This window comes from Mycobacterium sp. H4Y, from assembly GCF_000364405.1.
Lineage (GTDB): Bacteria > Actinomycetota > Actinomycetes > Mycobacteriales > Mycobacteriaceae > Mycobacterium > Mycobacterium intracellulare.
In genome coordinates this window covers 170,319-185,271 of the sequence record NZ_AKIG01000003.1, presented here as the reverse complement: position 1 = coordinate 185,271, position 14,953 = coordinate 170,319, and the positions used below count along the sequence as shown (strand labels likewise).

General features: G+C 67.8%; 15 protein-coding genes. 14 read left to right on the top strand and 1 reads right to left on the bottom strand.

The annotated features are described in order from the left end of the window. The first annotated feature begins 8 nt into the window (after positions 1 to 8). From W7U_RS21740 to W7U_RS21710, 7 genes are all read left to right on the top strand, one after another. Entirely contained in the window at positions 9 to 1,103 is a 1,095-nt protein-coding gene (locus tag W7U_RS21740; protein WP_008262662.1) for an inositol-3-phosphate synthase, read from the top strand. Between the two features lie 213 nt (positions 1,104 to 1,316). Further along, the gene (locus W7U_RS21735) at positions 1,317 to 2,444 is read left to right on the top strand and encodes an LLM class flavin-dependent oxidoreductase (protein WP_008262659.1); all 1,128 of its coding nucleotides are present in this window, start codon (positions 1,317 to 1,319) and stop codon (positions 2,442 to 2,444) included. Then, positions 2,441 to 3,610 (top strand): sulfotransferase, encoded by a 1,170-nt coding sequence (locus W7U_RS21730; protein WP_008262657.1) that lies wholly within the window; start codon positions 2,441 to 2,443, stop codon positions 3,608 to 3,610. The genes W7U_RS21735 and W7U_RS21730 overlap by 4 nt, the downstream gene beginning before the upstream one ends. Position 3,611: 1 nt before the next feature. Next, positions 3,612 to 4,415 carry a TIM barrel protein gene (locus W7U_RS21725; RefSeq protein ID WP_008262655.1) on the top strand — a complete coding sequence of 268 codons (804 nt, stop codon included), beginning with the start codon at positions 3,612 to 3,614 and terminating at the stop codon, positions 4,413 to 4,415. Between the two features lie 2 nt (positions 4,416 to 4,417). Further along, the gene (locus W7U_RS21720; RefSeq protein ID WP_008262652.1) at positions 4,418 to 5,626 is read left to right on the top strand and encodes a DUF1214 domain-containing protein; all 1,209 of its coding nucleotides are present in this window, start codon (positions 4,418 to 4,420) and stop codon (positions 5,624 to 5,626) included. A 15-nt stretch (positions 5,627 to 5,641) separates the two neighbouring features. After that, on the top strand, positions 5,642 to 6,562 hold the full coding sequence (locus W7U_RS21715; RefSeq protein WP_081614510.1) for an alpha/beta hydrolase: 921 nt from the start codon (positions 5,642 to 5,644) through the stop codon (positions 6,560 to 6,562). A 6-nt stretch (positions 6,563 to 6,568) separates the two neighbouring features. After that, complete coding sequence (locus W7U_RS21710) at positions 6,569 to 7,174, top strand: helix-turn-helix domain-containing protein (protein WP_008262648.1); 606 nt, start codon at positions 6,569 to 6,571, stop codon at positions 7,172 to 7,174. On the opposite strand, the gene W7U_RS21705 is transcribed toward W7U_RS21710, so the two are convergent. Continuing rightward, a complete protein-coding gene (locus tag W7U_RS21705) occupies positions 7,115 to 8,128 on the bottom strand; it encodes an NAD-dependent epimerase/dehydratase family protein (protein ID WP_008262645.1) in 1,014 nt (337 codons plus the stop codon). The two genes, W7U_RS21710 and W7U_RS21705, sit on opposite strands and share 60 nt — an antisense overlap. A gap of 50 nt (positions 8,129 to 8,178) precedes the next feature. Between W7U_RS21705 and W7U_RS21700 the strand changes: the two genes are divergently transcribed. The 7 genes from W7U_RS21700 (at position 8,179) to W7U_RS21670 (ending at position 14,948) form a co-directional block, all read left to right on the top strand. After that, the gene (locus W7U_RS21700) at positions 8,179 to 9,369 is read left to right on the top strand and encodes an NADH:flavin oxidoreductase (RefSeq protein WP_008262643.1); all 1,191 of its coding nucleotides are present in this window, start codon (positions 8,179 to 8,181) and stop codon (positions 9,367 to 9,369) included. Positions 9,370 to 9,388: 19 nt separating this feature from the next. Next, positions 9,389 to 10,174 carry an LLM class F420-dependent oxidoreductase gene (locus W7U_RS21695; protein WP_014378767.1) on the top strand — a complete coding sequence of 262 codons (786 nt, stop codon included), beginning with the start codon at positions 9,389 to 9,391 and terminating at the stop codon, positions 10,172 to 10,174. Positions 10,175 to 10,294: 120 nt separating this feature from the next. Continuing rightward, positions 10,295 to 11,035 carry a GntR family transcriptional regulator gene (locus tag W7U_RS21690; protein ID WP_008262639.1) on the top strand — a complete coding sequence of 247 codons (741 nt, stop codon included), beginning with the start codon at positions 10,295 to 10,297 and terminating at the stop codon, positions 11,033 to 11,035. Between the two features lie 50 nt (positions 11,036 to 11,085). Then, positions 11,086 to 12,903, top strand: coding sequence for an ABC transporter substrate-binding protein/permease (locus tag W7U_RS21685; protein ID WP_008262636.1), 1,818 nt, complete (start codon positions 11,086 to 11,088; stop codon positions 12,901 to 12,903). After that, positions 12,900 to 13,649, top strand: a complete 750-nt coding sequence (locus tag W7U_RS21680; protein WP_008262634.1) for an amino acid ABC transporter ATP-binding protein — start codon at positions 12,900 to 12,902, stop codon at positions 13,647 to 13,649. The genes W7U_RS21685 and W7U_RS21680 overlap by 4 nt, the downstream gene beginning before the upstream one ends. Positions 13,650 to 13,714: 65 nt before the next feature. Continuing rightward, a complete protein-coding gene (locus W7U_RS21675) occupies positions 13,715 to 14,218 on the top strand; it encodes a MarR family transcriptional regulator (protein WP_008262632.1) in 504 nt (167 codons plus the stop codon). Between the two features lie 58 nt (positions 14,219 to 14,276). Next, positions 14,277 to 14,948, top strand: a complete 672-nt coding sequence (locus tag W7U_RS21670) for an SDR family oxidoreductase (RefSeq protein ID WP_008262630.1) — start codon at positions 14,277 to 14,279, stop codon at positions 14,946 to 14,948. Positions 14,949 to 14,953 lie beyond the last annotated feature (5 nt).

Here is a 14,953-nt window from a genome sequence, read left to right as displayed (position 1 = left end):
ACGCCCATATGAGTGAGCAGAACGCGCCGCTTGCGTCGACGGAGGTACGAGTCGCCATTGTCGGCGTCGGTAACTGCGCGTCTTCGCTGGTTCAGGGCGTGCAGTACTACTACGACGCCGACGAGAACAGCACCGTGCCCGGCTTGATGCACGTGAAGTTCGGCCAGTACCACGTGCGCGACGTGAAGTTCGTCGCCGCGTTCGACGTGGACGCCAAGAAGGTCGGGTTCGACCTGTCCGAGGCCATCTTCGCCTCGGAGAACAACACCATCAAGATCGCCGACGTGCCCCCCACCAACGTGACGGTGCAGCGCGGCCCGACGCTGGACGGCATCGGCAAGTACTACGCCGACACCATCGAGGTGTCCGACGCCGACCCCGTCGACGTGGTCAAAGCGCTGCGCGAGGCCAACGTCGACGTGCTGGTGTCCTACCTGCCGGTGGGCTCGGAGGAGGCCGACAAGTTCTACGCCCAGTGCGCCATCGACGCCGGCGTGGCGTTCGTCAACGCGCTGCCGGTGTTCATCGCCTCGGACCCGGTGTGGGCCAAGAAGTTCGCCGACGCCGGTGTGCCGATCGTGGGCGACGACATCAAGAGCCAGGTCGGCGCGACCATCACCCACCGCGTGATGGCCAAGCTGTTCGAGGACCGCGGCGTGCAGCTGGACCGCACCATGCAGCTCAACGTCGGCGGCAACATGGACTTCCTCAACATGCTCGAGCGCGAGCGGCTGGAGTCCAAGAAGATCTCCAAGACGCAGGCCGTGACCTCCAACCTGCAGCGCGAGTTCAAGACCAAAGACGTGCACATCGGCCCGTCCGATCACGTCGGCTGGCTCGACGACCGCAAGTGGGCCTACGTCCGGCTCGAGGGCCGGGCCTTCGGTGACGTGCCGCTGAACCTGGAGTACAAGCTCGAGGTCTGGGACTCGCCGAACTCCGCCGGCGTCATCATCGACGCGGTGCGCGCCGCCAAGATCGCCAAGGACCGCGGCATCGGCGGCCCGGTGATCCCGGCGTCGGCCTACCTGATGAAGAGCCCGCCGCAGCAGCTGCCCGACGACATCGCGCGCACCCAGCTCGAAGAGTTCATTTCGGGCTAACGCTCCTTTCTTGCTCCGCGAACGTCGAGTTGTTGCGGCGACACGCCGTGCAGGCGCCCAACAACTCGACGTTCGGCCGGGGGTGAGGGCGTACCTCGGCGGGGGTTGAGGGCGCACTTCGGCCGGGGTTGAGGGCGTACCTCGGCCGGGGTTGAGGGCGCAATAGCCGATTCATCGACACAACGCTGTGCGGGTGCTTAGCATCATCTCTCGATGACCGTTCAACCCGCGGCGTTCCTCCGCACAACGCTGCCCCTCGACCTGTCGCGGCTCGGCGAACTCGACAGCGGCCGCTACCACTCGATTTGGCTGCCCGACCATATGGTCAGCTTCTGGCCCGACTCGATCTGGACTCCCGAGTTCACCGACCTGGCCACCGCGTCCCCATCGCCGCACCGTCACCTCGACGGGCTCGCGGTCGCGGCCGCGGCGGCCGTGCTGACCGAGCGGGTGCCGATCGTGAGCGCCGTGGTCGACACCGTGCGCCGCCATCCCGTGATGCTCGCGCAGACGGCGCTGACCATCGATCACCTCGCCAAGGGGCGCTTCATCCTCGGCCTGGGCAGCGGCGAGAGCGAAAACACGCTGCCCTACGGCTTCGACTTCTCCCGTCCGGTCAGCCGATTCGAGGAGGCATTGACGGTGATCCGGCTGCTCTGGCGCAGCGACGGCCCGGTCGATTTCGACGGCCAGTTCTACTCGCTGCACCACGCCCGACTGGACACTGAACCCTACGAGGGCCGGCCTCCGCAGATCTGGATCGGCGCCAGCGGCCCGCGGATGCTCGACATCGCCGGCAGGCACGCCGACGGGTGGTGGCCGGCGGGCGCCTGGACTCCCGAGCACTACGCCGAGATGCTCTCCGCGGTGAGGACATCAGCGGAACGCTCCGGCCGGGACCCGATGGCGATCACACCGTCGTTCATCCAGGTGTGCCTGATCGGCGAGGACGACGCGGCCCTCGCCGAGATCCTGCAGGCTCCCCTGGTCAAGGCGTTTCTGCTGCAGGTGTCCGCGAAGACGTTGCGCGACTTCGGTTTCGAACACCCCATGGGCGACGGTTGGCGTGGCTTTCAGGACATCGACCCCGCGATCCTCACCCGGGACCGCATCGTCGAGTTCCTGGGCAAGGTGCGGCCCGAGATGGTGCTGTCCGTCGTGCCCCACGGGACACCGAAAGGGGTCGCCACAATCGTCAAGACCTATGTGGACGCCGGCCTGCGCGTACCCAAGATCCTCGACTACGGCGCCATGGCCGGATTGGCCTACGCGCAGACCTCGGCGGCGAACGTCCGTGCCGCCGAGGACGAACTCATGCGGCTCTGCGGAGACCCGTCGTGACAACGCTTTTGGACGCCACGGAGTTGCTCGCCGCCGCCGAGGCCGAAACCGGACTGCACGACTACGGCGACCCGACATTGCCGGAGCGCTTCGCCGTCGCCGTCGACCATCTCAACGGCCTCGGCCTGGACGCCGACGGCAGATTCGAAGCCGCGCAGGTATGTCGATGGCTGCTGACCTCGCGGCTCGAACTCATCGAAGACCGCAACCGATACCCGATCGCCGAGGAAGTGATCGATTCGCCGATGTTCGTCACGGGCGAACCCCGCTCGGGGACAACGCTGATGCACGCCCTGATGTCGGTCGACCCGGACGCTCGGGCGCTACGGTTCTGGGAGGTGATGTATCCGTCCCCGCCGCCGGGACTTGCGGGACCCAGCGACGAGCGCCGGGCACGCGCCGACGCCGACTGGCGCGAGATCAACGCGAAGATGCCCAAATGGCTGCGCAGCCATCCCTACAACGACATGCTGGGCGACGGCCTGCCCGAGGACGAACGCACCTGGGCATTCGACTTCCGCGTCATGACACCCACCGCGTGGTGGCGGGTGCCCATGCAGTCACTGGTCGGCGGCCTGGCCACCGACTCGGCCGCACAGTACCGGCTACACAAGGCCATGCTGCAACAGCTGCAATACCGTAGGCCGCGAAAGTATTGGGTGCTGAAGGGCTTTCACGGATTCCGGCTCAAGGAGCTGTTCGACACCTATCCCGACGCGCGGATGGTCTGGTTGCACCGCGACCCCGTGCAGGTCGCCGCCTCACGCACCATGATGATGGCCGACATCGCCGAAGGCATGGTCGGCACCGTCGACCTGCACGCCTTGGCCAAGATGCATCTGGAGTTGACGCGGGCCGGCGTCGCCAACACCATGAGCAACCCGCTGGTCGATGATCCCCGCATCCTGCACCTCCGCTACGCCGACTTCATCGCCGATCACGTTGGCGCCGTGCGGCGTTACTACACGTTCTGCGGTCGCGAACTGACCGCCGAGGCGGAGGCGGCGATGCGCGCGTACCTGGCCGACAATCGCGGCGACCGCTACGGCAAGTTCCACTACTCCACGCAACTGCTCACCGACATCGGAGAAGACCTCGACGCCCTGCACGCCGAATTCAAGCCCTTCCGCGACCGGTTCGGCGTCGCGATCGAAAACCGGGGCTGACATGACGGGCGCACACCACCGTCTGTCCGTCCACAACGTCACCTTCTACGGCGCTTCGCTGGCCGAGCTGCACGCGCACTGGGCGGCGCTCGGCGTATCCCGGTTGAGCATCCTGGACGGCCAGCTGCTCGACCCGGAGTTGTCAAACCCGGTGCGGCACAACGACTATACCGTGGAGGCGGTGTACCACCTCTTCGCCGAGGGCTGCTTGACCTCCGACGCCCGCGCCGCCCGGGATGCGCTGTCCGCCGTCATCGACGCGGCGGCCGAGGTGGGCGCGCACACGGTCTACATGCTCACCGGCGGACGCGGCGAGCTGACCTGGAACCAGGGCGCCGAGCGCTTCTGCGAGATGGTCGCGCCGTGCGCCGCGCGCGCGAAGGCCGCCGGAGTGGCGCTGGCGATCGAGAACGCGTCCAGCCTGTACGCCGACATCCACCTCGCCCACACCCTGCGGGACACCGTCGCCCTGGCGGAGATGTGCGATTTACAGGTGTGCATCGACGTGTTTCACTGCTGGGCCGAAGGCGATTTCGATGCCCAGGTGCAGCGGGCGCTACCGCGCACGGCGCTCATCCAGCTGAGCGACTACGTGCTCGGCGACCGGGCGCTGCCGAACCGGGCGGTCCCCGGCGACGGCGCCATCCCCATCGAAACGTTCGTGGCCCGGGTGCTCGCCGGCGGTTACAAGCACGGCTTCGACCTGGAGCTCATCGGGCCGCGCATCGACCGCGAGGGCAGGCTCGAATCGTCCCGGCGCGCATGCGATGTCGTCGGCGCGATGCTGGCCAGGCTGGGGGCGTGAGCATGGCCTTCGGTGACGGTCCGGACGACGCGGCCCTGCAGGCGGCGTGGACCGAATTCTGTGAGCGGCTGCGGCGTGCTGGCGAGCGCGTCTTCAAGGACCCCAACCCCACGTCGGGCAGTCATCGCGTCGACGCCTACCGGTTCCTCACCCAAAACCTTGGCCAGGCCTTCGACCTGGCCCTCGAAACTCGCGACACCGGATACCCCGCGCTGCACACCTTCAGCGGCCCCACCCGCAAGCTGGGCGGTGACTGCGCCGACTTCACCTATCAACAGGCCTGGATCGACGGGCACTCGACCTACCGGCTCACCGGCACCCGCGGCACCGCGCGATTCTTCAACGTCACCGTGCAGGGCCGACGCACCCCCGGACCCGGCGTGCTGCACGAACCCTTCGGTGACACACCGGAAGCCAACCTGCTCGGCCATCAGCTCCGCACCGGCGCAGACGGGGCGTTCGAGCTCTACATCGGCGGTCCGGAGCGCGGGCCGAACTGGCTGCCCACCACACCCGACTCACGAAAGCTGTTCATCCGCCAAGGGTTTGACCGCTGGGACGAGCTCCCCGCGCAGCTACGCATCGAGCGTGTCGACATGGCCGGCCCCAAACCGCTGCCCACGCCCGCCGACATGGTCGAGGCGATGCGGTGGGCCGGCGATTTCGTCACCGGCCTGATGTCGGATTGGCCCGAGTTCCCATTCCAATACGGCGGCGTCGACGCCGACCACCCGAACAGGTTTCCCGGCGCCGGGGCGACCGACGCCGACACCAAGCGCGGCCGAGCCGCCACCAACATGTATTGGGAGCTGGCCGCCGACGAGGCGCTGATCGTCGAATTCGACGCTCACGACGGGTTGTGGATGTTCACCAACATGGGCGTCTTCTTCAACAGCATGGACTACCTGTACCGCCCGGTGAGCTACACGCCGAGCCGCACCAAGATCGACCGCGACGGACGCATCCGGCTGGTGATGGCTCACCGTGATCCCGGCGTGCACAACTGGCTGGACACCCAGGGCTTCGAACGCGGCAACCTGACCTATCGGCACATGCTCGAGGGCGAACCCGCCGCGCTGGACACCCGGGTGGTCAAGTATGACGCGCTGCGCGGCGCGCTCCCCGAAGGAACCGCCATGGTGAGCGCCGAAGAACGCGCCGCCGCGATGTGGGAACGCTTCCGCGGCATTCGCCGCCGCTATGTCCTCTAGAGCGGTCTAGGGTCAATGATCGTGACCGACGTATCTGAGGACGAACTGGCGCAGCTACCTGAATTCGCGCTGTTGCATGAAAACGCCGAGCAGGCCGGGGTGTCCGGCCCGCTGCCCGACGTCGAGCGCGTCGAATCGGGCACCGGTGAGGGCAAGATCAGCTCGCTGCGCTGGGGCGGCGCTCCGCCGCGCATCGTGTTCATCCACGGCGGCGGACAGAACGCGCACACCTGGGACACGGTCATCGTCGGCCTCGGTGAGCCCGCGCTGGCGGTCGACCTTCCCGGCCACGGCCACTCCGCCTGGCGCGAGGACGGCGACTATTCGCCGCGGCTCAACGCCGACACCTTGCTGCCGCTCCTGCGCCAGCACGCACCGTCGGCCGACCTCGTCGTGGGCATGTCGCTCGGCGGGCTGACCGCGATCCGGCTGGGCGCGGTGGCACCCGAGCTGGTCAAGGAACTCGTGCTGATCGACGTCACCCCCTCGGCGCTGCAACGCCATTCCGAGATGACCAAGGAGCAGCAGGGCACGGTCGCGCTGATGCACGGCGAACGGGAGTTCCCCAGCTTCCAGGCCATGCTGGACCTGACGATCGCCGCCGCGCCGCACCGCGAGGTGAAGGCGCTGCGCCGCGGGGTGTTCCACAACTCCCGCAAGCTCGACAACGGTAGCTGGACGTGGCGCTACGACGCCATCCGCACCTTCCCCGACTGCTCCGGCCTGTGGGACGACGTCGACGCGTTGTCCGCACCCGTGACGCTCGTGTGCGGTGGCAGTTCGGGCTTCGTCAGCGACGACGACGCGGCCGAACTCGCCCGTCGCGCAAGGCATTTCCGCGCCGCCCACGTGGTCGAGAACTCGGGGCACTCCGTGCAGAGCGACCAACCCCTCGCGCTGATCGACCTGCTGCGCGGGGTGCTCGACGCACCCTGAGCCGTCATGACCGACCACGACCGCAGCGCCAGGGCCTCCGGGCGGCCGCGTGACACCTCGATCGACGAGCGCGTGCTGTCGGTGACCCGTGACCTGCTGGTCGAGGTCGGGTGGGACGGGTTGAGCATGCGCCTCGTCGCGGCGCGGACCGGCGTCGGGCGATCCAGCCTGAACCGTCGCTGGTCGTCCAAGGCGGAACTGGTGCTGCACGCCATCCTCGGTGAAACCCCTGATCTGGCACCGTTTTCCGGTACCGATCTGACCGGCTGGATCGACTGGGTGGTGCGCGGAAGTCACGAGCTGTTCGCCAGGCCCGACGTGCGGGCCGCGGTCCCGGGTCTGCTGCTGGCCCTCGGCGAAAACGACGACTTACGCCGGGACCTGTGGGCAAGGTTCAGCGGGCCGGCCGTGCAGCTTTTCGCCGACGACGTGCAGGCGACGACGCCCGCCAAGCGCCGCCGAGCCGACGTCGACGCCCGGGCAACCCTGGCGATGGCGGCAGGGGCCGCGCTGTTCGTCACGACGGTCGCCGTCGAGGACGACTCCGAGACCCTACGAAACCGGATCGCGCAGCTGTTGATCACGGCCGTCGCCACGTCCCACCCGCAGTGACTCGACGATCGCGGCTTTCGGGGATCGCCACGCGATTCCGAGGTCGCCCAGGGTCTTGCTGTCGTCGGTGGGGGTGGCGGCGGTCAGCAGCAGCGCCGCTTCGTAACTGAGGCCGTCGCCGAGCGCGATGTATCGGCCGGCGACGTCGGCCAGGCGGCCGATACCGCGCAACGCGCCCGGCGATAGCCGCACGCGCCGCACCCGCCGGCCCAGCCCCTCTTCGAGCGCGTCGATCATCTCGTCGAAGGTGAGCAGCTGCCCACCGCACACATAGCGGCGCGGGCCGCGGCCGGCCCGCATGATCCGCGCATGCACGTCGGCGACGTCACGGACGTCGACCATCTGCATGCCGCCGCGCACCTTCGGTGCCACCGCCCACCGCACGATCGGCGCCCACCCTTGTTCGGTGACGCCGGGGGCGGTGCCGAAGGCCGGTCCCACGACGCTCGAGGGGTACGTCACCACCACGGGCGCGCCGGTCTCCTGGAACCGCCGCGCGACCCGGTCGGCATACCCCTTGGTCTTCGCGTACGCGCTGCGGCCGCGCGCCGTGGGCGAGTCGGGCGAAATGACGCCGTCGGGCGGCGGGAACAGCGCGCTGTAGCTGCTGACCAACACCACCGGGTCGAGCGCGAGGGCGACCGCGCGGGTCAGGATCGCCTCCGTCGCATAGGCATTGACGTCCCACATCAACTGCGCGCGGCGTTCGTCGGTGCCCACGACGCCGGCGGCGTGCAATAGGGCGTCGGCTCCGGCGAGGAGTTCCTCGACGGTCGCGGCGGACCTCACGTCACCGGTCAATACCGTCACGGGACCGAGCGTTCGTAGCCGGTCGAGGACGGCGGTGGGGTCGGTGGGGGCGGCCAACAGCTTCACCTCGTGACCGGCCTGGATCAATGCGCGCACCGTATGCGCGCCGAGATATCCGGTTCCGCCCGTCACGGCTACGAGCATGCGTGGTTCTCCGATCTGTGATCAGCCCGTCGTGCTATATTTCGGCGCCAATGGTATCGAAACTGGCATTCAGCCCGCTGCGGCTGGGTCCCCTCACCCTGAAGAACCGCTTCATCAAGGCGGCGACGTTCGAGGGCGTGATGCCGCGCGGCACGGTCAGCGACGCGCTGATCGACTTCCACACCGAGGTCGCGCGCGGCGGGGCCGCGATGACGACCGTGGCCTACTGCGCGATCTCCCCGGGCGGCCGCGTTCACCGCGACACCGTCGTGCTGGACCGCGACCGCGTGCCCCAGCTGCGCCGACTGACCGAGGCCGTGCATGCCGCGGGTGCGCTCGTGTGCGCCCAGATCGGCCACGCCGGGCTGGTCGCCAACACGCTGTCGAACCGGACGCCGACCCTGGCGCCGTCCACCCGGGTGAGCGCGCCGGCCATGGGACTGGTTCGCGCGGCCACCGCCGAACAACTCGACGCGGTCGTCGACGGCTTCGGGACAGCGGCCCAAAACGCGGTCGACGCCGGATTCGACGCCCTCGAAATCCACATGGGCCATGGCTATTTGCTCAGTTCGTTCTTCAGCCCGAATCTGAACAGGCGCACCGACCGCTACGGCGGCGACACCGTGCGCCGCGCCGAACTGGCCCGTCGCGTCGCCGAACGGGTCCGGGCCACCGTCGGCGACTCCGTTGCCGTCACCGCCAAGTTCAACATGGACGACGGGGTGCGGGGTGGCTTCTGGCTCGACGACAGCATCCCCACGGCGCGGCTGCTGGAGTCCGACGGGCACCTCGACGCGTTGCAGTTGACCGGCGGCAGCTCGCTACTCAACCCGATGTACTACTTCCGCGGCGATGTCCCCATGGACGAATTCATCGCCTCCCAACCCCGGCCGGTCGGCGTGGGTCTGCGCGTGATGGGCTGGCGGCTGTTCCGGGCCTATCCGTTCGAAGAGGCGTTCTTTTCAGCACTCGCGCGCCAGTTCCGCGCGGCGATGTCGATGCCCTTGATCCTTCTCGGCGGCATCAACCGGCTCGACACGGTCGAAGGCGCCCTGGCCGAGGGGTTCGAGTTCGTCGCCATGGCCCGCGCGCTGCTACGAGATCCCTTCCTGGTCAACCGTTTTCGAGAGGGTTCCGCCACCGAAGGGTTGTGCATCCACTGCATGAAATGCATGCCCACCGTGTACAGCGGAACGCATTGCGTGGTGCGCGAACGGATCGAGGCGGCGCCGGTGGCCTGACGGGGCTTACGGTGGAGCCATGACTTCTGAGCTTCCTGTTCGTATCGGTGTGCAGCTACAACCCCAACACGCTCCGCAGTACGGTCAGATCCGCGACGCCGTGCGCCGGTGCGAGGACATCGGCGTGGACATCGCCTTCAACTGGGACCATTTCTTCCCGCTCTACGGCGATCCGGACGGCGCGCATTTCGAATGCTGGACGATGCTCGGGGCTTGGGCCGAGCAGACGTCGCGCATTCAGATTGGTGCGCTGGTGACATGTAACTCGTACCGCAACCCGGAACTGCTCGCCGATATGGCCCGCACCGTCGACCACATCTCCGACGGGCGACTGATCCTGGGCATCGGTTCGGGGTGGAAGCAAAAGGACTACGACGAGTACGGCTACGAATTCGGCACCGCCGGCAGTCGCCTCGACGACCTGGCGACCGCGCTCCCCCGGATCAAAAGCCGGCTGGCCAAGCTGAACCCGGCGCCCACCCGGGAGATCCCGATCCTGATCGGCGGCGGGGGCGAACGTAAGACGCTGCGACTGGTCGCCGAACACGCGCACATCTGGCACAGCTTCACCGCCGCCGACGAGTTCCCGGCCAAGTCGGAGGTCCTGGCGCGCCACTGCGCCGACGTCGGTCGCGATCCGGCCGGCATCGAACGCTCGGCGGCCGTGAAAAACGGCGGCGAACTGCTGGCGAACGCCGAAACGCTGGTCGGCCTCGGCGTCACACTGCTGACCGTGGGATGCGACGGCCCGGGTTACGACCTGAGCGACGCCGAAGCGTTATGCAAGTGGCGCAATAACCGCTGAATGGGCGGCCGCCGGCTTTGCTCCGGGTTCATTCGCCAAACTCGTGAACGCGCGCGTCAATTCGTGAGAAACTCTCAGCGCCAGATGGCCGAACCGGCGCGAAAGAGATTCGACAAAAAGATGCCGAAGAAATACGGGGTCAAAGAAAAGGACCTGGTTGTTTCGCACATCCTCCACCTGTTGTTGACCGGCAAGCTGCGCAGCGGGGACCGCGTCGACCGCAACGAAATTGCGCTGGGCTTGGGAGTCAGCCGGGTCCCCATTCAGGAGGCACTGGTCCAACTCGAGCACGACGGCATTGTGTCCACCCGGTACCACCGCGGCGCCTTTGTCGAGCGTTTCGATGAAGCCACCGTCCTCGAGCACCACGAACTGGACGGGCTGCTCAACGGGATCGCGTCCGCACGCGCGGCGACCAACCCCACCCCGCGGATCCTGGGGCAGCTCGACACCCTCATGCGCTCGCTGCGCGCCGCCAAGGATGCGCGCGCGTTCAGCGATATCGCCGCCGAATATCGGCGCACCGTCAACGACGAGTACGCCGGGCCGCGGCTGCACGCGACGATCCGCGCCTCGCAAAACCTCATCCCCCGCCTGTTCTGGACGACCTATCAGGGCGGACGCGAGGAAATACTGCCGTTCTACGAGGACGAGAACTCCGCGATACACCGCCGCGATCCCGACGCCGCGCGGGCGGCCTGCGTCGACCGCTCCTACCTGATGGCCCAGACCATGCTTGCCGAGCTGGTTCGGCGCAGGGTCTTCACGCCGTCCGACGACATCGGACGCGTGGCTGCCGGCCCCCTTCAAGTGATTACCGGCGGCGAGGCGATCTCGGCCGAAGCGTCGTTGGCGCTGTAGAACCGGCGCTGTCCGGGCCGTGCCGCCGCCGGGTCGATACGGTGGCAGTGATGAGTTTGCCCGTGCGCCGGCGCGCCACGCGCCTTGCCAAGCTGTTCGCACTGGCCTCGACATTGCTGGTGGTGTGGGGGTCGACGTCGATCACGCTGGCCGGTCCCGCGGCGGCCGACCGGAACCAATGCGCGCCCGCCGGCCCGAAGAGCGCGGCCGTGTTGCCGGAGGAACTGGCCCATAGTGGCGCCATGGGCCGGCCCGACGAGCACACCACGCCCGGCGTCGAGCCGTTGAGTTCGGTGAACGTCGACACCCTGGGTTTGGGCACGCCGGGGGTGTTGACCGTCGGCACCCTCTCGGGCGCTCCGCCCCACATCTGCATCACCCCCACCGGCCAGTACAGCGGGTTCGACAACCAGCTGCTGCGGGCGATCGCCCGCAAGCTCGGTCTTCAAGTCCGTTTCGTCGGCACGGATTTCGCCGGGCTGCTCGCACAGGTGGCGACGCACCGCTTCGACGTCGGGTCCTCGTCGATCAAGGCCACCGAGGAGCGCCGCCGGACCGTCGCCTTCACCAACGGCTACGACTTCGGCTACTACTCGCTGGTGGTGCCCCCCGGCTCCGCCATAAAAGACTTCAGCAATCTGACCGCGCGGCAGCGCATCGGCGTCGTGCAGGGCACCGTCGAAGAGTCCTACGTCGTCGACAATCTGCATTTGCAGCCGGTGAAGTACCCCGACTTCGCCACGGTGTATGCCAGCCTCAAGACGCGCCAGATCGACGCGTGGGTGGCGCCGGCCGGGGAGGCGGCCAGCACGATCCAGCGGGGCGATCCGGCGGTGATCGTGGCGCACGCCTTCAGCAACGAGGGCTTCGTGGCGTACGCGGTGGCCAAGGACAACAAGCCTTTGGTGGACGCACTGAATTCCGGGCTCGACGCCGTGATCGCCGACGGCACCTGGTCAAACCTGTACTCGCAGTGGGTTCCCCGCACCCTGCCGCCGGGCTGGAAGCCCGGATCGCTGGCCGCGCCCCCGCCGGTCCTGCCGGATTTCGCCGCCATCGCGGCGAGTCAACACCACAAGAACGTGGGCCCGGCCGCGCCCAAGTCGACGCTTGCGCAGTTGCGTGACTCGTTCTTCGACTGGGAGATGTACCGGCAGGCCATTCCCGCTCTGTTCAGCACGGGGCTGCCCAACACGTTGATCCTGACCAGCAGCGCCAGCGCGATCGGGCTGACGCTGGGCATGCTGCTGGCCATCGCCGGGATATCACAGTCGCGGTGGCTGCGCTGGCCGGCGCGCGTGTACACCGACGTTTTCCGGGGGCTCCCGGAAGTGGTGATCATCCTGATCATCGGGCTCGGTGTCGGGCCGATAGTGGGCGGGCTGACCAACAACAACCCGTATCCGATCGGCGTTGCCGCGTTGGGGATGATGGCCGCCGCCTACATCGGCGAAATCCTGCGCTCGGGGATCCAGAGCGTCGATCCCGGCCAGTTGGAAGCGTCCCGCGCGCTGGGGTTCAGCTATCCGGTGGCGATGCGGTTGGTGGTGGTGCCCCAGGGCGTGCGACGGGTGCTGCCGGCGCTGGTCAATCAATTCATCGCGTTGCTGAAAGCCTCTGCGCTGGTGTACTTCCTGGGCCTGGTCGCCGACCAGCGGGAGCTGTTCCAGGTGGGCCGCGACCTCAACGCGCAGACCGGCAACCTGTCGCCGCTCGTCGCCGCCGGCGCCTTCTACCTGATATTGACTGTGCCGTTAACGCATTTGGTGAACTACATCGACGCTCGGCTGCGCCGCGGTCGCGCCGCGGTCGACCCCGAGGACCGGCCCGACATGCTCACCTCGACGTTCGGCCAGGAGATCACGTGAGTTCCAGCGTCGTCGCCCGTTCGCCAGTCTCTTTGGCGTGCAACGGTATTCACAAAACACTGGACGGCACCGCGGTGCTTCGCGGCGTCGATATCGACGTCCCCGCCGGCAGCACGGTGGCGGTCATCGGGCCGTCCGGCTCGGGCAAGTCGACGCTGCTGCGCACGCTCAACCGCTTGCATGAGCCGGACAGCGGCGACATCCTGCTCGACGGCAGGTCGGTGTTGAAAGACGATCCCGACCAGCTACGCCAGCGCATCGGCATGGTGTTCCAGCATTTCAATCTCTTCCCGCACCGCACCGTACTGGACAACGTGGCCCTGGCACCGCGCAAGTTGCGGCGTCTGCCCGCCGACCGGGCGCGCGACTTGGCGCTGACGCAGCTGGACCGAGTTGGCCTGAAACACAAGGCCGGTTCCCGCCCCGGCATGCTATCGGGAGGCCAACAGCAGCGGGTGGCGATCGCCCGCGCCCTGGCGATGTCGCCGCAGGTGATGTTTTTCGACGAGGCGACCTCGGCGCTGGATCCCGAAATGGTCAAGGGAATTTTGGAACTCATTGCCGACCTCGGTGCCGACGGCATGACAATGGTTGTCGTAACCCACGAAATGGGTTTCGCCCGGTCGGCATCCGACGCGGTGGTTTTCATGGATCACGGCAAGGTCGTGGAATCGGGTCCGCCCGAGCAGATATTCGAAGCCGCCGAGACCGAACGGCTGCAGCGGTTTTTGTCCCAAGTGCTTTGATCCCCACCGCCTAATGGGCAATAGCTACCTTGTAAGCATCTGATAACGGGTTAGACTCCCGATTTATGGCAGACAGCGAATCGAACCCGGCCGAGGTTGCCGAGCTCGCCGAAGGTTTGCACCGTGCGCTGTCCAAATTGTTTGCCATGCTCCGGCGTGGGGACCCCAGCGGGGCCGCCGCCGGGGAACTGACCCTCGCGCAGCTGTCGATCCTGGTCACCCTGCTCGATCAGGGGCCGATCCGGATGACCGATCTGGCGGCACACGAACGGGTGCGGACCCCCACCACGACCGTGGCGATCCGGCGACTCGAGAAGGTGGGGTTGGTCAAGCGTTCCCGCGACCCGTCCGACCTGCGGGCGGTCCTGGTCGACATCACCCCGCGCGGGCGAGCCGTCCACGGTGAGTCGCTGGCCAACCGCCGCGCGGCCCTGGCCGCGATGCTCAGCCAGCTCCCCACCGATGACCTCGACACCCTGATGAAGGCGCTGGCACCGCTGGAGCGGTTAGCCTCCGGCGATCCCACATCCGGGCCGGCCGGGGTGCCGCCCGCCCGCCAGGAAGCCTGAAAGCTGCTGGCGTTCAACGCTTTTCGCCTGCCGTTCCGGTCTGGGTAGACTTTCCCACATGCCCACTGCACTCATCACCGGCGCCGGACGCGGGATCGGTACGGCGATCGCGACGGCGCTGGCGCCGACGCACACCCTGCTGCTGGCCGGCCGTCCATCCGATCGCCTCGACGGGGTCGCGGAGCGACTCGATGCCACCACCTTTCCACTGGACCTGACCGACGGGGGCGACATCGAGGCCGCCTGCGAAATCGTGGACGAACTCGACGTGCTCGTGCACAACGCGGGACTGTCGATCCCCGGGAACGTCGCCGATTCCCACGTCGACGAGTGGCGTGCCACCTTCGCCGTCAACGTCTTTGGGCCGGTGGAACTCACGCTGGCGCTGTTGCCCGCGCTGCGACGCGCCCGTGGCCAGGTCATCTTCATCAACTCCGGAGCGGGCCGCAACGTCTCGCCCGGCATGGCCTCCTATTCGGCCAGCAAGTTCGCCGTCCGCGCCTTCGCGGACTCCCTGCGCAACGACGAGCCGGACTTGCGCGTCACCACGGTCTATCCGGGCCGCACCGACACCGACATGCAACGCGAACTCATCGAATTCGAAGGCGGAAGCTACGATCCCGCCAAGTTCTTGAAGCCGGAAACCGTTGCGGCCGCGGTCGCCAACGTGGTGGCCACCCCACCCGACGGGCACGTCCACGAGGTGATGCTTCGGCCGGCCGGTCGGTAGCGGCG

Coding starts and splice junctions, on each gene's coding strand:
- W7U_RS21705 (WP_008262645.1), bottom strand. CDS start 8,128: ATGCTCGTAGCCGTGACGGGCGGAACCGGATATCTCGGCGCGCATACG.
- W7U_RS21735 (WP_008262659.1), top strand. CDS start 1,317: ATGACCGTTCAACCCGCGGCGTTCCTCCGCACAACGCTGCCCCTCGAC.
- W7U_RS21670 (WP_008262630.1), top strand. CDS start 14,277: ATGCCCACTGCACTCATCACCGGCGCCGGACGCGGGATCGGTACGGCG.
- W7U_RS21740 (WP_008262662.1), top strand. CDS start 9: ATGAGTGAGCAGAACGCGCCGCTTGCGTCGACGGAGGTACGAGTCGCC.
- W7U_RS21710 (WP_008262648.1), top strand. CDS start 6,569: ATGACCGACCACGACCGCAGCGCCAGGGCCTCCGGGCGGCCGCGTGAC.
- W7U_RS21690 (WP_008262639.1), top strand. CDS start 10,295: ATGCCGAAGAAATACGGGGTCAAAGAAAAGGACCTGGTTGTTTCGCAC.
- W7U_RS21675 (WP_008262632.1), top strand. CDS start 13,715: ATGGCAGACAGCGAATCGAACCCGGCCGAGGTTGCCGAGCTCGCCGAA.
- W7U_RS21725 (WP_008262655.1), top strand. CDS start 3,612: ATGACGGGCGCACACCACCGTCTGTCCGTCCACAACGTCACCTTCTAC.
- W7U_RS21685 (WP_008262636.1), top strand. CDS start 11,086: ATGAGTTTGCCCGTGCGCCGGCGCGCCACGCGCCTTGCCAAGCTGTTC.
- W7U_RS21720 (WP_008262652.1), top strand. CDS start 4,418: ATGGCCTTCGGTGACGGTCCGGACGACGCGGCCCTGCAGGCGGCGTGG.
- W7U_RS21695 (WP_014378767.1), top strand. CDS start 9,389: ATGACTTCTGAGCTTCCTGTTCGTATCGGTGTGCAGCTACAACCCCAA.
- W7U_RS21715 (WP_081614510.1), top strand. CDS start 5,642: ATGATCGTGACCGACGTATCTGAGGACGAACTGGCGCAGCTACCTGAA.
- W7U_RS21700 (WP_008262643.1), top strand. CDS start 8,179: ATGGTATCGAAACTGGCATTCAGCCCGCTGCGGCTGGGTCCCCTCACC.